General features: G+C 34.2%; 14 protein-coding genes. 12 read left to right on the top strand and 2 right to left on the bottom strand.

From position 1 onward, the window contains the following. Nucleotides 1-3 precede the first annotated feature (3 nt). Nucleotides 4-3,054 carry a TonB-dependent receptor gene (locus tag QGM60_RS04100; RefSeq protein ID WP_281138985.1) on the bottom strand — a complete coding sequence of 1,017 codons (3,051 nt, stop codon included), beginning with the start codon at nt 3,052-3,054 and terminating at the stop codon, nt 4-6. Nucleotides 3,055-3,335: 281 nt separating this feature from the next. Between QGM60_RS04100 and QGM60_RS04095 the strand changes: the two genes are divergently transcribed. From QGM60_RS04095 to QGM60_RS04040, 12 genes are all read left to right on the top strand, one after another. After that, nucleotides 3,336-4,382: a LacI family DNA-binding transcriptional regulator gene (locus QGM60_RS04095; RefSeq protein WP_281138984.1), complete on the top strand. Its 1,047-nt coding sequence runs from the start codon at nt 3,336-3,338 to the stop codon at nt 4,380-4,382. Between the two features lie 130 nt (nt 4,383-4,512). Beyond that, nucleotides 4,513-5,877 (top strand): MFS transporter, encoded by a 1,365-nt coding sequence (locus tag QGM60_RS04090; RefSeq protein WP_281138983.1) that lies wholly within the window; start codon nt 4,513-4,515, stop codon nt 5,875-5,877. 4 nt (nt 5,878-5,881) lie between these two features. After that, entirely contained in the window at nt 5,882-6,538 is a 657-nt protein-coding gene (pgmB, locus tag QGM60_RS04085) for a beta-phosphoglucomutase (RefSeq protein ID WP_281138982.1), read from the top strand. Nucleotides 6,539-6,576: 38 nt separating this feature from the next. Next, entirely contained in the window at nt 6,577-8,883 is a 2,307-nt protein-coding gene (locus tag QGM60_RS04080) for a glycoside hydrolase family 65 protein (RefSeq protein WP_281138981.1), read from the top strand. Nucleotides 8,884-8,920: 37 nt separating this feature from the next. Next, entirely contained in the window at nt 8,921-10,867 is a 1,947-nt protein-coding gene (locus tag QGM60_RS04075) for a glycoside hydrolase family 13 protein (protein WP_281138980.1), read from the top strand. Nucleotides 10,868-10,918: 51 nt separating this feature from the next. Continuing rightward, nucleotides 10,919-11,926 (top strand): alpha/beta hydrolase-fold protein, encoded by a 1,008-nt coding sequence (locus QGM60_RS04070; RefSeq protein WP_281138979.1) that lies wholly within the window; start codon nt 10,919-10,921, stop codon nt 11,924-11,926. A gap of 84 nt (nt 11,927-12,010) precedes the next feature. Further along, nucleotides 12,011-14,455 carry a TIM-barrel domain-containing protein gene (locus QGM60_RS04065; RefSeq protein WP_281138978.1) on the top strand — a complete coding sequence of 815 codons (2,445 nt, stop codon included), beginning with the start codon at nt 12,011-12,013 and terminating at the stop codon, nt 14,453-14,455. Between the two features lies 1 nt (nt 14,456). Beyond that, nucleotides 14,457-16,337 (top strand): alpha-amylase family glycosyl hydrolase, encoded by a 1,881-nt coding sequence (locus QGM60_RS04060; RefSeq protein ID WP_281138977.1) that lies wholly within the window; start codon nt 14,457-14,459, stop codon nt 16,335-16,337. A gap of 2 nt (nt 16,338-16,339) precedes the next feature. After that, nucleotides 16,340-17,764 carry an alpha-amylase family glycosyl hydrolase gene (locus QGM60_RS04055; RefSeq protein ID WP_281138976.1) on the top strand — a complete coding sequence of 475 codons (1,425 nt, stop codon included), beginning with the start codon at nt 16,340-16,342 and terminating at the stop codon, nt 17,762-17,764. Then, complete coding sequence (locus QGM60_RS04050) at nt 17,764-19,425, top strand: alpha-amylase family glycosyl hydrolase (protein WP_281138975.1); 1,662 nt, start codon at nt 17,764-17,766, stop codon at nt 19,423-19,425. The genes QGM60_RS04055 and QGM60_RS04050 overlap by 1 nt, the downstream gene beginning before the upstream one ends. A gap of 2 nt (nt 19,426-19,427) precedes the next feature. Next, on the top strand, nt 19,428-21,548 hold the full coding sequence (locus QGM60_RS04045) for a glycoside hydrolase family 97 protein (protein ID WP_281138974.1): 2,121 nt from the start codon (nt 19,428-19,430) through the stop codon (nt 21,546-21,548). 101 nt (nt 21,549-21,649) lie between these two features. Next, a complete protein-coding gene (locus QGM60_RS04040; protein WP_281138973.1) occupies nt 21,650-24,028 on the top strand; it encodes a GAF domain-containing protein in 2,379 nt (792 codons plus the stop codon). 23 nt (nt 24,029-24,051) lie between these two features. On the opposite strand, the gene QGM60_RS04035 is transcribed toward QGM60_RS04040, so the two are convergent. Further along, nucleotides 24,052-25,317 carry a Pycsar system effector family protein gene (locus QGM60_RS04035; RefSeq protein WP_281138972.1) on the bottom strand — a complete coding sequence of 422 codons (1,266 nt, stop codon included), beginning with the start codon at nt 25,315-25,317 and terminating at the stop codon, nt 24,052-24,054. Between the last annotated feature and the right edge of the window lie 99 nt (nt 25,318-25,416).

Raw genomic sequence — 25,416 nt, 5'->3', positions numbered from 1 at the left:
TTTTTAAAAATCAAAGTTAAACCCTAGAGTTACAACTGTTGGTCTAGGATAGAAGCTTCCATCAATTCCTCCAAAATTTTCTGGATCTTGTCCAGAATAATCGGTAATTATAAATGGATTAGTTACACTTCCATAAAAGCGTACAACACCATCTTTTATAATGTTATCAAAACTGTAGCCTAATACAATATTATCACATCTTAAGAAAGTAGCATCTTCTAAGTAATAGTCAGAATAAATAGTATTTCCTAAAGCCTCGTATATAGAACTTGTTGAAGCTCCATCATAAAAATTCAAAACGTTTGTTAGACTATTATTGTTGTTAGGAATAGCACTTTCCAAAGTACCGTAATTAAGCTTATTAAGGTTAAATACATTTCCTCCAAACTGACCTCTAAAACTAGTTGTTAAGTCCCAGTTTTTGTAAGTGAAATTTAATCCAAATCCATAAGTCCAGTTTGGTGCTATTGGCTGATAATAACGGTCATCATCATTTATTATGTTGTCACCGTTTCTGTCAGCAAAAGCTCCAGCAATAGGCTGCCCATCGGCATCATATAATTGTTTAAATACGTAAGCACTACCTGCTTGTTGCCCAACTGAGTGTCTTTGTAAAAATGTTCCTGTTCCTGTAACTGTTCCACCAGTAGGAATACTAGCAAGACCTTCTAAATCTGTAACTTTAGTATGATTATATGATAGGTTAGATGATATATCAAACGTAAAGTTTTCAGTACTGATTGGACTAATATTTAAGTTTAGTTCAAAACCTTTGCTTTCTGTTTCACCTACGTTATCAATAAAACTACTAGAAAAAGCTTGCCCAGGAGGAACAGGTACATCTGCAAGTAGATCTGTTGTTTCTCTATAATAAACGTCAAAAGAACCAGATATTAAGTTGTTCTTTAAGATATCAAAATCTAAACCTATGTTATAGGTTGTTGTTTTCTCCCATGTTAAATCAGGGTTAAATGGTAATGCTGAGTATAATGAAGAATTTGGTAGATATTGACTATTACTATCACCAGCTTGGAATAATGGAATTGAAGGATAATAACCAGCAACACCAGTAATGTCTTGTTGTCCTGTCTGACCCCAACCTAACCTTAATTTTAAATCATTAAAGAAAGATATATTATTTAAAAATGTTTCTTTTTTGATTTTCCAAGCTAATGCTGCTGATGGGAAATAGCCCCAACGATCATCTTCTTGGAATAAAGAAGAACCATCTGCTCTAAATGATAGCGTTAATAAATACTTGTTAGCTAGATCAATATTAGCACGGCCAAAGAAAGACTGTAAGTTTAAAACGTTATAATATCTATTATTAGGGTTGTTTACATTGACTACTAATTCTCTTAGACCTGTAACAGTATTGTATTGATATCTTTCTTGGTTTCCATCATTCTTAAAATTCTGATAAGAGTATCCAGCTTGTACATCATATTTGTTAATGAACTTATCATCAAAGCTTTTATTATATTGAAGGTAAGCATCAAATGTAGCATTAGTAATATGTTGGTTTTCTATGTAATTTACACCAGGATTGAAAACAAAATCATTTCCTTCATCAATTACACTATAAGTAGCAATTGCATTATTTGAAAAACGTTCTTTAATCTTAGCTCTAGAAGCATCTAAACCAAGGTTTACTACTGCTTTAAGTTCAGGTAAGAATGGCATTTTGTAATCGAATTGAGTATTTCCTAAAAATCTAAAAACTCGCTCAGGTCGCTCACGCTGTAATAACTGTGCTACAGGATTCCATCTTCCATCTATTAAATTACCATTCATGTTCATATAATAGCCACCAAATACACTTGAACTATCGTACACTGGTTTAGTTGGATCAAAAGCTATTGCATTTCCTATTGCACCACCAGAATCAGCTGCATTTTTGTCTGCATAGGTTGCTTTAGCATTGATATCAATTTTTAAATTATCATCTAAAAATTGAGGTGTCAGTTTAAAAGCTGCAGTATATCTTTCATAGTCATCAGTTTTTACAACACCTTCACTATTAGTATATCCAACAGATGCTCTAAAAGGGATTCCTCCTAAAATATTAGCCCTAGCACTAAAGTTAGTGTTAGTTGAAATTGCAGTTCTATAGATATGATCTCTCCAATCTGTATCATATATTGCTCTTCCATTTACAACTTGAGATACATTTTCAGGAGTACTAACTGAGCCAACAGGAACACCCAAATAATCTATATAATTAGGGTGATACTCTTGTATAAACCTAACGTATTCTTCACTATTCATCATGTCCAAACCTTCTCCTGCAGAACTCACAGAGATGTTGCTTGAAAAATTGAATCTTACTTCATCACCGTAAGTACCTTTTTTTGTAGTAATTATGATTACACCATTAGAAGCACGAGACCCATAAATAGCAGTAGCAGAAGCATCTTTCAATATAGAGAAGCTTTCAACATCATTAGGGTTTACTAATGTAAGTGGGTTACTTACACCAGCAGGATTATTGTTGGCAATTGGCACTCCATCAATTACTATTAATGGATTACTGTTTGCACTTAAAGAAGAACCTCCTCTAATTCTAATATTAGGAGCTGCGTCAGGCGAACCACCATCTGTGGTTATTCTTACACCTGCTGCTTTACCATTTAACAACTGATCAGTTGATACTATAGCTCCCTTGTTAAAGTCTTTTGAAGATACGACATCAACAGATCCTGTTGCATCTTCTTTTTTAACAGAACCATATCCAATTAATACAACCTCGTCTAGTTGAGCTGCATCTTCAGATAGTTCTACATTTATCGTAGATTGACCGTTAAACACAATTTCTTGTGTCGTATAGCCCAAATACGAAATAACTATTGTCTCACCGTCACTGACTTCTAAAGAAAAATTACCATCAAAATCCGTTGAGGTTCCTCTGGCAGTTCCTTTAACAATGACATTAACGCCTGGCAAAGGCATAGCGTTTGCTTTATCTGTAACTGTACCAGTAACGGTCGTCTGAGCAAACAGCGTTGCCGGTACCATAATTAGACAGAATAATAAAGCATTTAAGAATGTTTTCATACAATGTTTTAGTTAAAATTGCTTAGTTTAATTGTGTTATATTTTCACTTCTCGGGTTAAATCTATGTAAAATTAGTGTGATACGAGCGTTAAAAAATATGACAGAAGTCACGAAAACGTTTTCGTGTTAAAAACTTTTCTTAAAATATTGACATTTAGCATAAAATAGCGAAAAAATAGGATATTGTCAATTATACTGCACTAAAATTATGAAGTTGAAAATATGAGAAAATCATTTTTGCCGTATCTTCGTTACTTAAATACACTACAATTTTTCGTAAATGAAAAGAAAAATAACCCTAAAACAAATAGCTAAAGAATTAGATGTTTCTATCTCTACAGTATCCAAAGCGTTGCGAAATAGTGAGGAAATCAGTTTAGATACAAAGCAAAAAGTTCAAGCTTTTGCAAAGCTCTACAATTATAGGCCTAACAACATTGCGTTAAGTCTCAAAAACAGAAAGACCAATACCATAGGCATTATCATCCCTGAAATAGTGCATCACTTTTTTTCTAAGGTGATTAGAGGTGTGGAGTTAGTGGCTAATAGTAGAGGTTATAATGTAATTATTGGTTTGTCTAACGAGTCGTTTTCTAAAGAGGTTATTAATATGGAAATGCTGGCAAATGGTAGTATAGATGGATTTATTCTTTCCATGTCCAAAGAAACATTACAGCAACAAGATTACCACCATTTTAATGAAACCATGAGTCAAGGTATGCCAATTGTAATGTTTGATAGGGTGGTTTCGGATATAAAATGTGATAAAGTTATTGTAGATGATTTTAATGGTGCTAAAAATGCTGTTGAAAAATTAATAGAAAACAATTGCAAGTCTATTGCGCTGATAACAACTAGAGATTACGTAAGTGTCGGTAAATTAAGGACTCAAGGTTATTTGGAAGCGCTGCAAGAACATAAAATAACACCTGAAGCCGAGTTGATTTTAAAGATGGATGATACCATGGATTATGAAGTGCATCTTGAAAAGTTGGAATCTGAAATAGAGCAATTATTCAAATCAAATGAAAAAATAGATGGTGTTTTTGCGGTGAATGAACTCTACGCTTTATCAGCTATGAAAGTTGCCAGAAAAATGGGGCTTAATGTACCTAATGATGTTCAGGTGATTGGCTTTACAGATGGTGTGCTTTCTAAACATTCTACACCTAGTTTAACTACAGTTAGCCAACATGCACAGCAGATGGGAGAAAAAGCAGCTCATCTTCTTATTGATAAAATTGAAAATGATTTTAATGAAGAGGAAGAGCAGTTTCAAACCGTGGTGATTGCTACTGATTTAATTGAACGAGAATCTACTAAATAACAATTTAACATTGCCAATTTAAAATAATACGTATCTTTGAACCGATAATTCAAAACTTATATTTTCACTTCTCTTATAAGTTTTGATAAGCATAGCTTGTCAGAATAGTATAAATTAATAACATACTATTATGAAAAAGCGCATTCTCGGTTTCTGGGAAATTTGGAACATGAGTTTCGGGTTTCTTGGAATTCAAATGGGTTTTGCTCTGCAAAATGCAAATGCAAGTAGAATTTTACAGATTTTTGGTGCCGATGTCCATGAGTTGTCATGGTTTTGGCTAATAGCTCCCATTATGGGGTTAATTGTACAGCCAATAATTGGTCACTATAGTGATAATACTTGGACTAAGTTTGGTCGCAGAAAACCATTTTTTCTTTTAGGTGCTGTTTTAGCATCTATCGGGATGATTCTTATTCCTCAAGCAGACTTTATGATTGCAATACTACCAGCTTTATGGGTTGGTGCAGGTATGCTAATGATAATGGATGCATCATTTAACATTGCTATGGAGCCTTTTAGAGCTTTAGTGGCAGATAATCTTTCAGATGAGCAAACCACAAAAGGTTTTAGTATTCAAACAGCGCTAATAGGTATTGGAGCTGTAATTGGGTCTTGGTTACCTTGGATGCTTACCAATTGGTTTGGTTTTGAAAAGACTTCGTCAGAGGGAACAGTTCCAGAAAGTTTATTGTGGTCATTTATTATAGGTGCAGTTGTACTTATAGGTTCTATTTTAGTAACAATTTTTACAACTAAAGAGTATTCGCCTGAGGAATTGGCTGAATTTGAAAAAAGTGAAAATTTGGAAGGAGAGTCTGTAAAAATTGAGGGTGAGCAGCCTAAAGCAAAGCTTACAGATATTTTTGAAGACTTCAGAAAAATGCCTAAAACCATGCGTCAATTGAGCTGGGTTCAGTTTTTTTCTTGGTTTGCACTTTTTGGTATGTGGGTTTTTGCCGTTCCGGCTATTGCTCAACATGTTTATGGGCTTCCTGCTAGCGATTCTAGTAGTGAGCAATATCAAGAAGCTGGTAACTGGGTAGGTATCTTATTTGGAATATATAATGGTATTTCTGCCATAGTAGCTTTCTTGTTGCCAAGTATCGCTAAAAAGATTACAAGAAAAAAAACTCATGCTTTCTGCTTATTTGTAGGCGGAATAGGTTTGTTAATGATTTATTTCACATCTACTGAGTATGGATTAATTCTTCCTATGATATTGATAGGTGTAGCTTGGGCTAGTATTCTTTCTATGCCTTATGCAATGTTGGCAGGTTCAATACCTCCTAAAAAGATGGGTGTGTATATAGGTATATTTAACTTCTTTATTGTAATACCTCAAATAATTAATGGAATAATTGGTGGTCCTTTAGTTAAGTACGCCTATAATGACCAGGCAATATTTGCAATAGTTGTTAGTGGAGTAGGTTTTATAGTGGCGGCATTACTGTCCTTAAGAATAGATGATAAACTAGAGATTAATTCAATATAATTAAATGAATAAAAAAGGATTCATATTCGATCTAGATGGTGTCATTGTAGACACTGCAAAATACCATTTCCTAGCTTGGAAAAAACTCGCTAACGATTTAGGTATAGATTTCACAGAAGAAGAAAACGAACAACTAAAAGGAGTTAGCCGAGTAAAATCGCTCGAAAAGATTTTAGCTTGGGGAAATAAAACCCTTTCAGAAAAAGATTTTAATCAGCAAATGGCTAAGAAAAATGAAGATTACTTAAGCCATATTGCTAAAATGGATGAATCCGAAATTCTTCCAGATGTACCAAAAGTACTCAATTTCTTAAGTGAAAATAATCAACCTATATCTCTAGGTTCAGCGAGTAAAAACGCCAGAACTATTTTAGAACGAGTCCATCTTAAGGAACAGTTTGATGCTATTGTAGACGGCAACGATGTTACAAAAGCAAAGCCAGATCCAGAAGTGTTTTTGATAGCAGCAAAACTATTAGAGATAGATCCTAAAAACTGCATCGTTTTTGAAGATTCAGTGGCTGGTGTAGAAGCGGCTAATGTAGCCAATATGATTTCTATTGGTATCGGAAGTGAAGACGTATTGGGACATGCCGATTATGTATTCAAGGATTTTACTGAGATCTCAGAAGAATTCATAGAAAAATTGATAAACGAATAAAAAATAAGCCTTTGTTCTTGGCTCAAAATAAGAAATAAATGAACTTAGATTATATCGTACCTAACGCTTGGTCAATCATCGAAGAAGGATTTGACCCAAATAAAGTTAAAGCTTCAGAAAGTATCTTTAGCTTAGGAAATGGTGCAATGGGACAGCGTGCCAATTTTGAAGAAAGATATTCAGGTCCAACATTTCAAGGGAGTTATATTGCTGGTGTTTATTATCCAGACAAAACCAGAGTTGGTTGGTGGAAAAATGGCTATCCAGAGTATTTTGCTAAGGTGTTAAATGCGCCAAGCTGGATAGGCATTAACGTTATGATTAATAACGAAACCTTAGACCTTCATACATGTAAAAGGGTTGAAAACTTTAAGCGTGAACTTAATATGAAAGAAGGTTGGCTATCTAGAAGTTTTACAGCAACACTCCCAAATGATGTAGAAGTTGAAGTTAATGTGAAGCGTTTTTTAAGTCTTACAGAAGATGAAGTTGGTGCAATAAATTATGAGGTAAAACCACTAAATGCACATGTTAAGGTAACATTTCAACCGTATTTAGATAGTGGCATTACAAATGAAGATACCAACTGGGACGATCAGTTTTGGGATACTCAAGATGTGGTTCAAGAAGGTGAAAAAGCATTCATCAAAGCCAAAACAATGAAAACAGAATTCCATACCTGTACGTTTATGGAATCTCGAATTTTTCTTAATGGAACTTCAGTTGATGCAAATGCAACAGTTGATAAATCTTCAAACAAAATAGCTTTTACGTATACACAAGAAGCGAAGCAAGGCGAGACCGTTGCTATCCATAAATTTGGTGGTTACACAGTTGATAGAAATCACGATAAAGACCAATTAATCAATGCAGCAAGTTCAGTTTTAGACACAGCTGTCAAAGCTGGATTTTCAAACTTGTTAGAATCTCAAAAAGAAGCTTGGGCTAAAATTTGGGATATGGCAGATATCACTATAGATGGTGATTTAAAAGCACAGCAAGGTATTCGATTCAATATCTATCATTTAAACCAAACTTATTTAGGAACAGACCCACAATTAAACATAGGTCCAAAAGGATTTACAGGCGAAAAATATGGTGGTAGTACCTATTGGGATACTGAAGCGTATTGTATTCCATTCTATATGGCAACCAAAGATCAAAGCGTTGCAAGAATGTTATTAACCTACAGATATAAGCACTTGGAAAAAGCCATTGAAAATGCCGAAAAATTAGGCTTCAAAAATGGTGCAGCTTTATATCCAATGGTAACAATGAATGGTGAAGAATGCCATAACGAGTGGGAAATCACTTTTGAAGAAATCCACAGAAATGGTGCTATAGCGTTTGCTATTTACAACTATTTCCGTTATACAGGCGACTTTAGTTATGTTCCAGAAATGGGACTTGAAGTATTGATTGGTATCGCAAGATTCTGGCACCAACGTGCTACATTCTCAACATACAGAAATAAGTATGTAATCCTTGGTGTAACGGGTCCAAACGAGTACGAAAACAACATCAATAATAACTGGTACACCAACTACATTGCGCAGTGGTGTATTAAGTATGCTGCAGAATGTATAGATAAGGTTGAAGCGGATTATAATACAGATTATACACGTATTATGAATAAGGCTAAATTATCTAAAGCTGAGGTTTCGGAGTGGTTAGAAGTAGCAAATAATATGTACTTTCCACATTCTGAAGAACACAATGTTTACTTGCAGCAAGATGGTTTCTTGGATAAGGAATTAATCACTGTGGCAGATTTAGACAAATCACAACGACCAATTAACCAAAAGTGGTCTTGGGATAGAATCTTACGTTCGCCATATATCAAACAAGCAGATACATTACAAGGGTTCTATTTCTTTGAAGACCATTTTACAACTGAAGAATTAGAACGTCATTTCGATTTTTATGAACCATTTACGGTTCACGAAAGTTCGTTGTCACCTTGTGTACACAGTATCCAAGCAGCGAAGTTAGACCGAATGGAACAAGCGTACACGTTCTATTTAAGAACATCGCGTTTAGACTTAGACGACTACAACCACGAAGTACACGAAGGACTTCATATTACCTCAATGGCTGGTACCTGGATGAGTATTGTAGAAGGTTTTGGTGGTATGCGTATTAAGGATAATATGCTAACCTTTGAACCTCGCATTCCTGAGCAATGGGAAGGTTATTCATTCAAAGTGAATTTTAGACATCAAATCTTAAGAGTTATCGTTAATCAAGGTAAAACACACTTTGAAGTTGATGGAGACCAAGATTTACAAATAATAGTTAATGGTGAAAACGTAACCATTTCACCAAACAACTTAGTGACAGTTTAAGTTCCTGAGTTTTACAAGAACATTAAATCCATTAATTATGAAGAAACTATCATTAGTTATAACATTTTTTTCAATCGTTTTAATGTGGTCTTGTAAAGAAAAGGCAGATTCTACCACGACTGAAACTGAAGACAAAGCAATAGTTGAAGCGAATGACATTGATAAGATTGAACCGCCATTTTGGTGGACAGGCTTCAAAAACAAATCGCTTCAACTTTTGGTTAAACATCCAAATATTGGAAATACAAAAGTCGAAATTTCAAAATCTGGAATCACACTTAAAGAAGTTCATAAAGCCGATAGTCCAAACTATCTATTTTTAGATTTAGAAATCGCTGAAGGTGTAAAGCCAGGTAAATTCAATATTGTTTTTAAAGAGGAAGGTGGCACCGAATTAACGCAAACCTACGAGTTAAAAGCCAGAGAAAAATCTGCTGAAGATTATGTAGGTTTCAATAGTTCTGATGCTATTTATCTTATTACACCAGATCGTTTTGCAAATGCCAATCCAGATAACGATGAGGTTGAAGGTTTGCTGCAACAAGGGATTAATAGAACAGATGGTTATAAGCGTCACGGAGGCGACATTCAGGGCATTACAGAGCATTTAGATTATATTGATGAGATGGGCTTTACTGCTGTTTGGCCTTGTCCAGTTTTAATCAACGATATGCCAAGTGGTTCATATCACGGTTATGCAATGACCGATTTTTATAAAGTAGACCCTCGTTTCGGAACTTTAAATGAGTACAAGGAATTAGCCAACCAACTTCATAATAGAGATATGAAACTTATTATGGACCAAGTGGCTAACCACTGTGGATTAGAACATTGGTGGATGAAGGATTTACCATTTAAAGATTGGATAAATTACCAAGAGCATTACGAGGAAAATAAAGATAATTGGAACAGAGAGACAACTTTAATGTCTAATCATAGACGTACTACAAATCAAGATCCTTATGCTTCCGAAGCAGATTACGAAGGCATGTCACAAGGTTGGTTTGTGCCAAGTATGCCAGATTTAAATCAGAAAAACCCATTTATGGCCAAGTACATAATTCAGAATAGTATTTGGTGGGTAGAAGTTTTAGGTTTGGACGGCATTAGACAAGATACTTATCCATATCCAGACAAGGGTTTCATGAGCGATTGGGCAGGCGCCATTATGACCGAATATCCAAACTTCAGTATCGTTGGTGAAGAGTGGAGTTTAAATCCGTTGCTAATTGCGTATTGGCAAGAAGGACATGTCAACAAAGATGGCTATGATTCTAATTTAACATCGTCAATGGATTTTGCAATGCAAGCAAAATTAGTTGAGGCTTTAAATGAAGATGAAAGTTGGAACAATGGTTTGGTAAAGATATATGAAGGTTTATCAAATGATTTTGCTTATACAGCACCTGATAAAATTATGGCTTTTCCAGATAATCATGATATGAGTCGAATTTTTACACAGCTCAAAGGTGATGCTACAAATACCAAAATGGCATTAAGCTACCTGTTGATGTTGCCTAGAATTCCTCAAATTTATTACGGAACAGAAATCTTAATGGACGATTTTGATAAGCCTGGAGACCATGGATTAATCCGTACAGATTTCCCAGGAGGTTGGCAAGGCGATACTGTAAATGCATTTACAGGTGAAGGTTTGACATCAGACCAAAAAGAAATGCAATCCTTTTTAAAGACCGTTTTAAATTACAGAAAAACTAGTGAAGCTATTCACAAAGGCAAGACAAAGCATTTTGCACCTTTTCAAGGGACTTACTTTTTATACCGTACCAATGGAGACGAGACAGTGGTTCATATTATGAATAAAAATGATGAGCCTATTGAAATTGATTTAAAGTATCACGAAGAAATGGGATTGAAAGGCAAAACCTTAAAAAACATCATCACAGGAGAGACTTTATCTTGGGAAGATAGTATAAAGCTTAACAAGAAAGGAAGTTACATCTATACAACTAAAATTAAATAATCAGTCATTATTGTCCCCTTGAGGGGACTTTAGGGGTGTTTAAACTGAGATATGAAAAGAATATTCACATTAGGTTTTATTTGTTTGTTAGTGTTTTCCTGTAAAAATGAAAATACAAAACAAGAAACTTCAGAATCAGAAACTATTGAGAAGTCAATAATTGAATTCAAAACAGTTGAAGATGCCAAACTAGCAGCAGGGAAATTGTTGCGAGTAGAAGATTTTCCATCAGAATACATTAAACCAAGATCAGTTGATGTTTGGTTGCCAGAAGACTATTCCAAAGATAAAAAATACAACGTTTTGTATATGCACGATGGACAAATGTTGTTTGATAGTACCACGACTTGGAATAAGCAAGAATGGAAGGTAGATGAATGGGCAACACAGTTAAAAGAAGATGACAGAGTTGAGGATTTTATAGTAGTTGGTATTTACAACATTGCTGACATTCGTTGGCAGGATTTATTTCCAGAAAAAGCTTTTGAAAATTTACCGATAGATAGGAAAGAGGAGTTGATTATAAGAGCAAAAAAGAATTTTATCAATGTATTGGATTTAAATGGGGATGATTATTTAAAATTTCTTGTTGAAGAATTAAAACCTGTAATAGATAGCACGTATTCAGTGTATACAGACCAAGAACACACTTTTGTAATGGGTTCTAGTATGGGAGGTTTAATGTCTATGTATGCCATTAGTGAATATCCAGAAGTGTTTGGTGGTGCAGCCTGTATATCCACGCATTGGGTTGGTGCAATGCCAATGGACAATAATCCGTATCCAGATGCGATTTTTAAGTATATGGAAGCCAATTTACCACAAGCAGGACAGCACAAATTGTATTTTGATTACGGTAACAAAACTTTGGATGAACATTATCCACAATACGCACCAAGAGTTGATGAAATTTTAAAAATGAAAGGATATAGTGATTTTGATTCTTTGAACAAATTTTTTGATTATGCGGATCATTCAGAAAATTCTTGGAATCTAAGAGTTTACGTTCCTATTCTTTTTTTAATGGAAAAAGAAAGCAATGATTCTATTAAAATTTAAGAAAGTGTGAATCTCATATGTTTAATATAACTATGAGTTTTTTAATTGAAGTCATAAATCCAACACGGTAAGGTATTAAATAACATGAAACACATAATTTTATATATATCAATTTTATTAGTCACTGTTTCAATTACTGCACAAAACACAGGTAGAATCTTTCAAAGTGCTTCATTTGATGGAGGTCAGTTAAACATAAATGTCAACGATGGTTACTACAGCATCATACCATATTCTTCTGAAATTATAGAAACTACATTTGTTCCTTCAGAAGAAAATATTGATTTAAAGTCACATGTGGTTATTTCTAATCCTGAAAAAATACATGTTGAATTTAACGAACGTACAAACGATGTTTTACTAAAAACAAGCGGATTATATGTTACGGTTACAAAATCCCCTTTCCAAATCTCATATTACTACAAAGACAAATTCATCACTTCAGAAAAACGCGGTTACTACAAAAGTAAGCACGAGCCAATGGATATGGTAAAAGGCAACATTGTTGCCGATTCCACCGAAAAAATAGAATTCAATCTTGCTAAAGATGAAGTATTATACGGAGGTGGAGCAAGAGCTTTGGGTATGAATCGCAGAGGATATCGTTTGCCGTTATTCAATAGAGCGCATTATGGTTACGAAACGCATAGCGAATTAATGAATTTCACAATGCCAATTGTATTGTCGTCTAATCAATATATGATTCACTTCGATAATGCACCAATAGGATACTTGGATTTAGATAGCAAAGGCGATAACACCTTAACTTACGAAACCGTTTCAGGACGTAAAACTTATCAAATTATCGTAGGAGAATCGTGGTACGATATGCTGAATAATTATACAAACCTCACAGGAAAGCAACCCATGTTACCACGTTGGGCTTTGGGTAATTTTTCAAGCCGATTTGGGTATCACTCACAAGAAGAAGTTGAAAACACGATTTCAAAATTCAAAGAAGAAAAAATTCCTGTAGATGCTATTATTTTAGACTTGTACTGGTTCGGAAAAGATATACAAGGTACCATGGGAAATTTGGAAGTCTTTAGAGATTCATTTCCAGATTTTGAAGGCATGGTAAAGCGTCTCAATGATAAAGGTGTAAAAACCATAACAATTACAGAGCCTTTTGTGTTGACTACGTCAAAAAAATGGGATGAAGCAGTTGCCAAAAACGTATTAGCGAAAGATTCTGTAGGCAATAATGCTAGGTATGATTTTTACTTTGGAAACACAGGACTTATCGATATCTATAAGCCAGAAGGGGAACAATGGTTTTGGAACATTTATAAAGATTTAGCCAACAAAGGTGTGGCTGGTGTTTGGGGAGATTTAGGTGAGCCAGAAGTGCATCCAGATTGGGTACAACATCATACAGGTTCGGCTTCCGAAGTGCATAATATTTACGGTCACGATTGGGCACGTTTAATCCACGAAGGTTACCAACGCGATTTTCCAAATACAAGACCATTTATTTTAATGCGCGCTGGTTATTCTGGTAGCCAACGCTATGGAATGGTACCATGGTCTGGTGATGTTAACCGAACTTGGGGAGGATTGCAAAGTCAGCCAGAAATTGCGCTTCAAATGGGAATGCAAGGATTGGCCTATATGCATAGTGATTTAGGTGGTTTTGCAGGTGCAAATTTAGATGACGAATTGTATGTGCGTTGGTTGCAGTATGGAGTTTTCAATCCCATTTTTAGACCACACGCACAAGAAGATGTGCCAAGTGAACCTGTTTTTAGAAGTGAAAAAGCCAAGGCTTTGGCCAAAGAAGCTATTGAATTACGTTACAAATTGTTGTCATACAATTATAACTTAATGTATGAGAATCATACAACAGGCAAGCCTTTAATGCGACCACTTTTATTTGAAGAACCAAACAATCCTGAGTTATTCAATTATACAAAAACCTATTTATGGGGAAAAGATATTCTAGTCTCACCAGTTTTAGAAGCAGGTAAAAAAGAGCAAGAAGTCTACTTTCCAAAGGACAATATTTGGTTTGACTTTTACACAGGAGAAAGAATTGAAGGAGGTCAAAAAAGTAAAGTTTCTTTAAAAGAGAAGTCTATCCCTACTTATGTGCGAGCAGGTGCATTCATACCTACCACTGAGCCTTTAAATACATCAAAGAATACATCTGATTGGATTTTAGTGAATTATTACCACGATAAAAGTGTTCTTGAAAATAAGAGCACATTTTACTTTGATGATGGCAAAACAAGAAATGCTTTTGATGAAGAAGAATATGAAATTATGGAGTTTTCTAGTCAGTTCAAAGGGGATTGGTTACACATTGATTTTAAAACAGATTTTGGGGAAAATTATAAAACACAAACAACCAGAATTATTATACTGGTTCATAATATAAATAGCAATCCGAAAAGGGTGAGAGTTAATGGTAAAAGAAGAGGATTTTATTTTAATGATAAAAACAAAACACTAACCATAACTTTGAATAGACGTGACTCTAAACTTGAGGTTACAGAGGATAGAAAAATCAAAATAAAACTTGGTAAATAAAATGCGACCAAAATATATAATTGCTTTAATTTTACTTGTATCGCTTGTTTTTAGTTGCAAAAACGAACCAAAACAAACTTTAAAAACTGAAGAAACTAAATCAGTAATGAAAAAGAAAGAAGTAGTATATCAAGTGTTTACACGTTTATTCGGAAATACCAATACCAACAACAAACCTTGGGGAACTTTAGAAGAAAATGGAGTTGGTAAATTCAACGACTTTACAGAGAAAGCTCTTTCTGAAATCAAGGATTTAGGAGTGACACATATTTGGTACACAGGTGTGCCACATCATGATGTTATTACAGATTACACAAAATATGGCATTTCAAATGATGATCCTGATGTAGTTAAAGGTCGTGCAGGTTCGCCTTATGCAGTTAAGGATTATTATAACGTAAATCCTGATTTGGCAGAAAATGTAGAGAACAGATTACAAGAGTTTGAAGCCTTAATTGAGCGTTCGCACAATGCAGGTTTAAAAGTCATAATTGATATTGTACCAAATCATGTGGCGCGTAATTATCAAAGTCTAACCAATCCTGAAGGTACAACAGATTTTGGTGCAGAAGATGATAAAACCTTGACTTACGCAGTTAATAATAACTTTTATTACAATCCAGGTGAAACTTTTGAAGTGCCTAGTTGGGAGAATGGTTACCAACCTTTAGGAGGAGAAAATCATCCAGAAGCCGATGGTAAGTTTGAAGAAGTTCCAGCAAAATGGACAGGTAATGGCTCAAGAGCATCAAAGCCAAATATGAATGATTGGTACGAAACCGTTAAGGTTAACTACGGAATCAATCCAGAAGGTAAAAAGGATTTTGATGAGTTACCAGAAGGTTTCGATAACGAAGATTACAAAGCACATTATAACTTCTGGAAAGACAAAACAGTACCAAGTTCTTGGGTAAAGTTCAAAGATATAGCCTTGTATTGGACAGCCAAAGGCGTGGATGGTTTCCGATTTGATATGGCAGAAATGGTACCTGTGGAATTTTGGAGTTATATGAATTCGCACATCAAGATGCAGAATCCTGATGCATTTCTATTAGCTGAGGTTTATCAACCACATTTGTACAGAGATTACATCAAAAAAGGAAAAATGGATTATCTGTACGATAAGGTGCAATTGTACGATACCTTAAAACACATAATGCAAGGTCACGGCAGTACGTATAACATTCCTCCAATTCAAGAAGATTTAAAAGATATTGAGCACCACATGCTTCACTTTTTAGAAAATCACGATGAGCAGCGTATTGCGAGTCCAGATTTTGCTGGTAATGCCGAAAAAGGAAAGCCAGCAATGGTCATTTCAGCAACTATAAGCACATCGCCAACAATGGTATATTTTGGTCAGGAATTTGGTGAAAAAGCTGAGGAAGATTTAGGTTTTGGCGACCCAACAAGAACCTCAATTTTCGATTATGGAAGCGTGCCAAGCGTTGTGCGTTGGGTAAACAACAAACAGTTTGATGGTGGCCAATCTACCGAAGAAGAAAAAAACTTGAGAGACTTTTACAAGCGCTTATTAAACTTCACGATTACCAGTGATGCTTTAATGGGAGACTATCAAGATTTACAACATTACAACCAACAACATACAGAATGGTATAATGATAAAGTATTGAGTTTTGCACGTTGGAGTGAAGATGAAAAACTAATCATAATTTCAAACTTTAATACCGAAAACAATTATGGTTTTGAATTGCAATTACCAGAAGATTTGGTCTCAAAATTAGAGTTGAAAGATGGGAATTATGAAGTTGAAGACCAGTTGTACAAGAATTATACTTCAACTTTAAAAGTTGAAGACGGTAAAGCCCAAGTTCGTATTGATATAAAACCTTTAGAATCATTCATACTTAAAATAAAGTAATCATGAAAAAACTAATATTTACCTTTTTTGCAATTGCTCTGTTTGCAAGTTGCAAAGAAGAAAAAAAGGAAACTAAAATAGTAGAAGACGAGTCAAAAACCAGTGTTGAAATTGAACCGATTTCAGATGAGATTTTGGAAACAGCAGTAATCTATGAAGCAAATATTCGTCAATATTCTCCGGAAGGTACTTTTGATCAATTCACCAAGGATATTCCAACTTTAAAAGAATTGGGAGTAAAAGTCATTTGGTTAATGCCAGTCTTTCCTATTTCTGAAACTAAACGAAAAGCTACAGGTGGAGAAAATAGCAAATTCGCTTCTGATTTTCCAGAAGAAGAACAAGCTAAATACTTAGGTAGTTACTATGCGGTAACCGATTTCACAAAGATCAATCCTGAGTTTGGAACTAAAGAAGACTTTAGAGAATTGGTAAACACTGCTCATGAAAACGGAATCTATGTCATTTTAGATTGGGTACCAAACCATACAGGTTGGGATCATGAGTGGCTAAAAAATCATCCAGATTATTACACACAAAACGAAGATGGCGAAGTTGTTCATCCAGAAGGTACAGATTGGACAGATGTTGCAGATTTAAACTACGACAATCAAGATATGCGCAAGGAAATGATTGAGGATATGTTGTATTGGGTAAAAGATGAGGGTGTAGACGGCTTTAGATGCGATGTTGCTGGTTCTGTGCCTGTCGATTTTTGGGAAACGGCTATTTCTAAGTTAAGAAGTGAAAAAGCTATTTTTATGTTAGCCGAAGCTTGGGAGCCAGAATTGCTAAAAGGCGAATTGTTTGATATGGCTTATGCTTGGAATGGTCACCATTTAATGAATGGAATGGCAAAAGATGAAAAATCACCTGAAGATTTTTATGAGTATATGACTAAAGTTTCTACGGATTATGAAGCGGATGATATTCTTATGAATTTTGTTACTAATCATGATGAAAATTCGTGGAGCGGAACCATAAAAGAGCGTATGGGAGATAAAAAAGACATATTTACTACATTAGAATATATGATGCCAGGAATGCCATTAATATATAGTGGACAGGAGTATGATATGGAACATCGCCTTAAGTTTTTTGAAAAGGATTCTATTCCAAAAGAAAAAGGTAAATATTTTGACTTACTGAAAAAACTCGGAGAGCTTAAAAGCACTAATGTAGCTTTGAACGGCGGGAAGGATGCGGCTTCATATAAACCGATGCCATACTCAGATAGTATCTTAATGTTTGAAAGAAGTAAAGGAGAAGAATCATTGATTTTTGTTGGAAATATCACAGATAGTGGTAACAGAGTTGTAATTCCGAAGGGACAATATAAAAATTACTTAACTGGCGAGATTGAAACAATTACAACAGATGCCCAGCCTATTGAAGCTTGGGAATATAAAATCTTAATTAAACAATAATGTACAAATATTTTTTAGTAACCATTATAGCTTTTTCAATGCTTAGCTGTAGAGAAAATAAAACTGTATTCGAAGAAAAACCAAAACAAGAAACTCCTTTTGTTTGGGAAGGGGCAAATCTCTATTTTCTGTTAACCGACAGATTCAACAACGGAGACACATCCAACGATGTTAATTTTGATAGAACCAAAGAAACAGGAAAACTTAGAGGTTTTGAAGGTGGAGATATCAAAGGCATTACCCAAAAAGTAAAAGAAGGCTACTTCACCGATTTAGGCATCAATGCTATTTGGATGACTCCAATTGTTGAACAAATTCATGGAGGAACAGATGAAGGTACAGGTGTAACGTATGGTTTTCATGGGTATTGGGCAAAGGACTGGACAAGTATAGATCCAAATTATGGTACTAAAGAAGATTTGCATGAATTAGTAAAAGAAGCGCATTCGAGAGGCATTCGTATTGTGTTGGATGCAGTGATTAATCACACAGGTCCTGTTACAGAAAAGGATCCTGTTTGGCCAGAAGATTTGGTACGTACAGATGTACAATGTTCTTATGATAATTATGAACACACTGTAAGTTGTACTTTGGTAAAAAACCTACCAGACATCAGAACTGAAAGCAATGAAAATGTAGAGTTACCTCCTCAACTGGTTGAAAAATGGAAAGCTGAAGGGCGTTATGAGCAAGAAGTAAAAGAGTTAGACGAGTTCTTTGAAAGAACGGGTCACCCAAGAGCACCACGTTTTTATATCATGAAGTGGCTTACAGATTACATTACCGAATTTGGTGTGGATGGCTATAGATGCGACACGGTAAAGCATACCGAAGCCTATGTGTGGGAAGAATTCAAAAAAGAGTGTGATTATGCTTTTGCGGAATTCAAAAAGAACAATCCAGAAAAAATAATGGATGATAATAATTTCTATTTGGTAGGAGAAGTTTATAACTACGGCATCAGTGGAGGAAAAATGTTTGATTATGGTGATAAAAAAGTGAACTATTATGATGATATGTTCAATGCGCAAATTAATTTCGAATTCAAATGGAATGCTAAAGAGAATGGTTACGAAGATTTATTCAAACGTTATTCAGGTATTTTAAATAACGAGTTGAAAGGGTTTGGTGTATTAAATTATTTAAGCTCTCATGATGATGGTGGTCCATTCGATCCTAAAAGGGAAAAACCATTTGAGACAGCTAATAAATTATTGTTATCTCCAGGAACATCGCAAGTATATTATGGTGATGAATCTGCAAGATCTTTAGTGATTGAAGGCACTCAAGGTGATGCAACCTTACGTTCGTTTATGAATTGGGATGCTGTAAAATCAGATATAAAAACAAAAGAAGTCCTAGAGCACTGGCAAAAATTGGGTAAATTTAGAGAGCGTCATCCAGCCATAGGTGCTGGTGCTCATCAAATGATAACTCAAGAGCCTTATTTGTTTTACCGAAGCTATTATCAAGGGGATTTCAAAGATTTGGTTGTTATAGGTTTAGATTTAAATAAAGGAGAAAAAAATATTGATGTATCCAAAATTTTTGAGGAAGGCACTGTGTTGAGAGATGCTTATTCAGGTGAAACAGCAACTGTAGAAAATGGAAAAATTACTATTAATTCAGATTTTAATATCGTACTCATCGAAAAAGAATAACTATGAAATTTAAATATATTTTACCTCTATTTGTTTTAGCGTTTTATGCTTGTTCAACAGAAAAGGAGCAGGTTTTAGAGGTTAAATCGCCTAATTCTGAAATAGCAGTTAACTTCAATGTTAATGCAAAAGGAAAACCATTTTATACTGTTATGTTTAACAATAAAACAGTTGTAGACACATCGTATTTAGGTTTCGATTTTAAGGATGTTGAAGATTTTAGTGAAAACTTCAAAATTAAAAATACAGCAACTTCATCTTTTAACGAAACTTGGCAAATGCCTTGGGGAGAACAATTGGATGTTGTAAACAAATACAACGAGTTAAAAGTAGAACTTCAAGAAAATAATGAAGCAGCACGCTCAATGAACATTGTGTTTAAAGTGTATGATGATGGTATTGGTTTTAGATATGAGTTCCCTGAGCAAGACAATTTTAAAGGTGAAGTTTATATTAATGACGAGCATACAGAATTCAATCTAACCGAAGATTACAAAACATTTTGGATTCCTGGAGATTGGGATATCTATGAACATTTATATAAAACAACAAAACTATCAGAGTTAGATGCATTGCAATACGCTAACCACAATGATTTAGCGCAAACGTATATACCTGAAAATGCGGTTAACACACCTGTGACAATGGTTGGTGCAGATGGCACGCATTTAAGTTTTCATGAAGCCGCTTTATTAGATTATTCAGGAATGACTTTGAAGGTTGATACTAAAAATTTTGATTTAAGAAGTAACCTAGTTGGTTCTAGAAACACAGACTACAAAGTTAAAAAAACAGTGCCTTTTCATACTCCTTGGAGAACCATTCAAATTACTGATAATGCACCAGAATTAATAGAGTCAAAACTTATTGTGAATTTGAATGAACCAAACAAGTTAGGAGATGTGTCGTGGTTTACACCAATGAAATATACAGGTGTTTGGTGGGAAATGCATTTGGGTAAATCTTCTTGGGATTATGGTATGACGCAAGATATGAGCACTTGGACTGAAGGAGGGAAATCTAACGGAACACATGGTGCAAATACTGAAAATGTAAAACGGTTTATTGATTTTTCAGCTAAAAACAATATGAAAGGTGTTTTAGTTGAAGGTTGGAATACAGGATGGGAACACTGGATCGGTTTTGAGGATAGAGAAGGAGTATTCGATTTTGTAACACCATATCCAGATTACGATATTGAGGAGGTAACAAGCTATGCTAAAGAAAAAGGTGTTGAAATTATAATGCACCACGAAACTTCTGCAGCAACCGAAACGTACACAAAACAACAAGATACGGCTTATGCTCTAATGCAGAAATACGGTATGCACTCTGTGAAATCGGGTTACGTTGGTAAGATTCTTCCAAAGGGTGAATACCATCATGGACAATATATGGTAAATCACTATAACAATGCAGCTATAAAAGCAGCAGATTATGAAGTTGCAGTTAATGCTCATGAGCCAATTAAAGCAACAGGTTTACGTAGAACTTATCCAAATATTATTTCGCGTGAAGGTTTAAGAGGTCAAGAATTTAATGCGTGGGCTAGTGATGGTGGTAATCCGCCAGAGCATTTACCGATTGTAGCTTTTACAAGAATGTTATCTGGTCCTATAGATTTTACACCTGGTATTTTCAATATTAAGTTTGATGAATATAAACCAGATAATCAAGTAAACACTACTATTGCTCAGCAATTGGCATTGTATGTGGTAATTTATAGTCCAATACAAATGGCAGCGGATTTAGTAGAGCATTATGAAGCTAATCCAGAGCCACTTCAATTTATAAAAGCTGTTGGTGTAGATTGGCAACAAACCAAAGTGTTAAATGGAGAAGTTGGTGATTATGTAACCATAGCAAGACAAGAGCGTGAAACAGGTGATTGGTTTGTTGGTGGTATTACAGATGAAAATGCGAGAACTTTAGATTTAACTTTCGACTTTTTAGATGAAAATCAAAAATACGAAGCTATTATTTACAAAGATGGTGAAAACGCTCACTGGGATAACAATCCTCTTGATATTACTATTGAAAAAATAGATATTTCTAAAGATTCTAAGTTAAGTGTAAAACTAGCAGAAGGCGGTGGTTTTGCAATTAGTATAAAGAAAGTATAGTTTTTTTTGCTCATATGTAACAAATATTAGTGTAAGTTCGTCTACTAATACACGACTACAATTAAAATTTTGTAACTTAGGAATAAAACTACTTTCTTTCATTGGATATTAATAAGCACATAGAGTCGCCTTTAAGCGTAAAGGTTAGTTTTAATAAATTATTAAAAAGCTACGAAGCACTTCTTCATTCAGATAATGATTTAGTAGTTTCTAATGCTGAGCGTGTTTTGAAGATTGCAAAAGACTACCCTGTTCTAAGGGAAGGCTTTAGCGACTTTTCATTCATTGAGAAATATAAGAAAGAGATTTCCGGTATTCTTCAAGATTCGTTTAGCCCGATTTTAACGCACAATGAGATTAAAACGGCGTCAATACCTCTTCAGGACATTATATTTAATAAATCAGAGCGTTTTAAGAAAATTCTAAATGATGCGGGAGATAACTTTAAATTAGAAATTAAAAACCTTCCTGAAGATCATAATTACATTATTGCATGTTCTATTATTTTGAGATATTGCTATGGATATGATCTTAATTTTAAAAGACCATTTTTTTACGAAATACCAGATAAAAAGGGAGTAATGCGTTATTATAAAATCTTGTATAATGCAGATTTTATAGAGATTACGCCAAATAAGAATGCGCCAAAAATAACAGCAGCAGATTACGATCAGCTTATAGATAATTTTGATGATTTAGAATTGTGGAAAACAAAATTTCCACCAAATAGTTACGATTTTAAAGGTTTTGTAATTTCTAATATTGTAGATGTCACAGACGATCAATCCATATCTAATATAAAATCTTCTCTACTAGGTAAAGGGAAGCGCAAGGATGAAGCCTTTATGAAAGATTTTCATGAAATCTTTCGTTCACTTCTTGGTTTGAAAGATATTCATGTAGGCTTTTCTATATATAACAAGGATGATGATTCATTTGTTAGAGTTTATGGTGCAGGTATGACAAGTTATCTTCTTAACGAACTTGAAGCATCTTATTGTACAGACGCCTTATGTAATTGGTCTTATAATAGATTACTTCATGAGAAAAAATACTTCACAATATCTAATGTGAAGGAAATGTATGAAAGCTCCAATTGTGATTTGCCACATATTAAAGTACTGTATGAACAGGGTATTCAGAGTGCTATTTTTGCGCCAATAGCTAACGATAAAGGTTTAATGGGAATATTAGAAATTGTCTCAGAAAGACCAAAAGCCTTAAATAGTGTAAATGCTAACAAACTTGTAGACGTAATGCCTTTTATTGTGTCAGCTGTTGAGCGTTCTAAATCTGAGGAAGAAAATTTAATCGAAGCTGTAATACAAAAAGAGTGTACATCTATTCACTCTAGTGTACATTGGAAGTTTGTGCAAGAAGCTAGAAATTATATAAGAGCTGAATATAGTAAAGATGAATCTCCAACTTTTAGAAAAATTGCTTTTAATAATGTTTATCCATTATTTGGACAAATAGATGTAAAAGGTTCCTCGGATGCAAGAAATGAGGCTACTAAGAAAGACTTGATGATGCAGCTTAATCTTGCAGGAAAGATATTAGATAAGAGTCTTAAAGAAAAACACTTGCCAATCTATGAGAAAATAAAATTTCAAATAGAGGCTTTCAATAATGAGTTGAAAGATAGTTTTAAAGTAGATAGTGAGCATGCCATTACGGTATTCTTAAAAGAAGACATTAAGCCTGTTTTTCAGCTTGTAGCTCAAACACAAGAATTTCTTAAAGAAGAAATAGAAGATTATTTTAGTAAGATAGATCCAGATCTTAACGTTATTTACTTCTATCGTAAGCATTATGACGATACCGTTAAGCTCATTAATACCAATATGTCTTCATTGCTTGATGAAAAGCAAATTGAAGCACAAGAAATGTACCCTCACTTTTTTGAACGTTTTAAGACAGATGGTGTAGAGCATAACATGTACATCGGTGAATCTATAACGAAGCTAGATAGTTTTAACATGATTTATTTGTACAACCTAAGGCTGTGGCAGCTTCAGGTGATGTGCGAGATGGAAAATGAATACTATCAAAACCAGCATGAATATCCGATAGCATTAGATGTAGCATCTATGGTACTAGTATTTAATCAGCCTTTATCGATTAGATTTAGAATGGATGAAAAGCGTTTTGATGTGGACGGAACTTACAATGCTAGATACGAAGTAGTGAAAAAACGTGTAGACAAAGCATTTATAAAAGGAACTGAAGAACGCGCTACACAAAAAGGAAAGCTAACCATTGTCTATTCACAAAAAGAGGACGAAGAAGAATATGTGGGTTATATTAAATTTCTGCAGTCTAAACATGTTCTAGATACCGATTTAGAATATTTAGAACTTGAAGATCTTCAAGGTGTAACAGGTCTTAAAGCTTTAAGAATAAGCATACTTTATCATAACGATAAAGATGATAAGAATTTCTACACTTATAATGACTTAATGGAAACGATTAAGGGATAGATCTTTAAGGCTTTATCAATTTCTTAAGCGTTTAAAACCTCATTGTCATCAACATTTATAATCATCGAAGTTTTTTGATTTTCAGGAATCATATCATCAATATCTACACCAGGATTGTTTTTTACAGCAATTCCAAATGCTATAAGAGAGACAATAATACCAACCATAAAAACCGTATAAGTTATGCGTAGTAATCTATATTTTCGCTCTAGTACTTTTCCTAAAAAGTATAAATCCTTGGTTAGTGCCTTATAAATATAATCTTTATCCTTTACCATTTCGCTGATAGCCCATTCATATTCTTCAAGATTCATTTTGTGGAAATTCCCGAAGAAACTGAGGTTTACTTCTTGGTTAGCAACATCTTCTTTGGTAAACTCACCACTGGTTACATTTGGACGTGTAGCAATGATCGAAAGTATCATTGAAACTACACAAAACAAAGTAAAAATGACAACAGGCCAAGTTAGATAAGGGTTTGTGTCTAATTTAGAGATTAAGTTAGCTAATACTACAGAGATTATAATAGCATTTACAGATAAAAGAATATTGGCTTTAGTATCAGCTATATCACTCAGCTTTATATGGTTTCTCAAAGCCGTTCTGTAGAATGTCTGTACACCTCGTTCAGGACTTTGATTTTTATATTGTGTTTTGTATTTGGCTTTAAGTTTTTCTACATCAAGTTTCTTTTTACGCTTTTTCTTCTTGCCCATTAATTTGGCAAGGTTTTTTTCTTTTCTACTTTGCCAGTTTTTTAAAGCGTAGTCGGTATAAAACTGGTGTTTAGTTAGTACTTTTATATTCTCATTTCTCCATTCTGCAGGAGTATATACTTTTCGGTCTTGTAGTTCTAGTTCTTTGCGCAAGAATTCGGTAGCATCATCAAAATATTTTTTACCAAAGTGAGAGGCATCAGCATCTCTAATAACTTTTTCTAATTCATTTTTTGGCTCATTATCAAATTTAGTAGCCATAATACAGTCAGAAACCTTCTTAATAATTTCCTCATCAACTCCTTTTTCTTTCAGATATTCTGAAGCAATCTTTACACTATCCTCTTCATGACTGTCGTGTCCCTTTACATAACCTACATCATGTAACAAAGCTGTAAGTTCTAAAACAAGAATATCTTCCTCACTAAATTCAGAATTTTCAATAATTTCATTTACACTATTAAAAACACGTTCTGTATGTGTATAGTTGTGATAAATGTATGTATCTGGGAGATTTTGCTTTAAGTAATCAAAAACAAAATCATTAGTTTCTTCCGTAAGGGATTTAGCCATGGTTTTTTATGGTTTTATAACAATGTGAATTTACAAAATTTACAAGACTTAACGTTTTATTTTGTCTTTCACATATAGCGATGTTGTATTTTTATAAAT

Source organism: Winogradskyella sp. SYSU M77433 (assembly GCF_029911945.1).
Lineage (GTDB): Bacteria > Bacteroidota > Bacteroidia > Flavobacteriales > Flavobacteriaceae > Winogradskyella.
The sequence above is the reverse complement of the archived record's forward strand: the minus strand, read 5'-3'. Positions and strand labels throughout refer to the sequence as shown.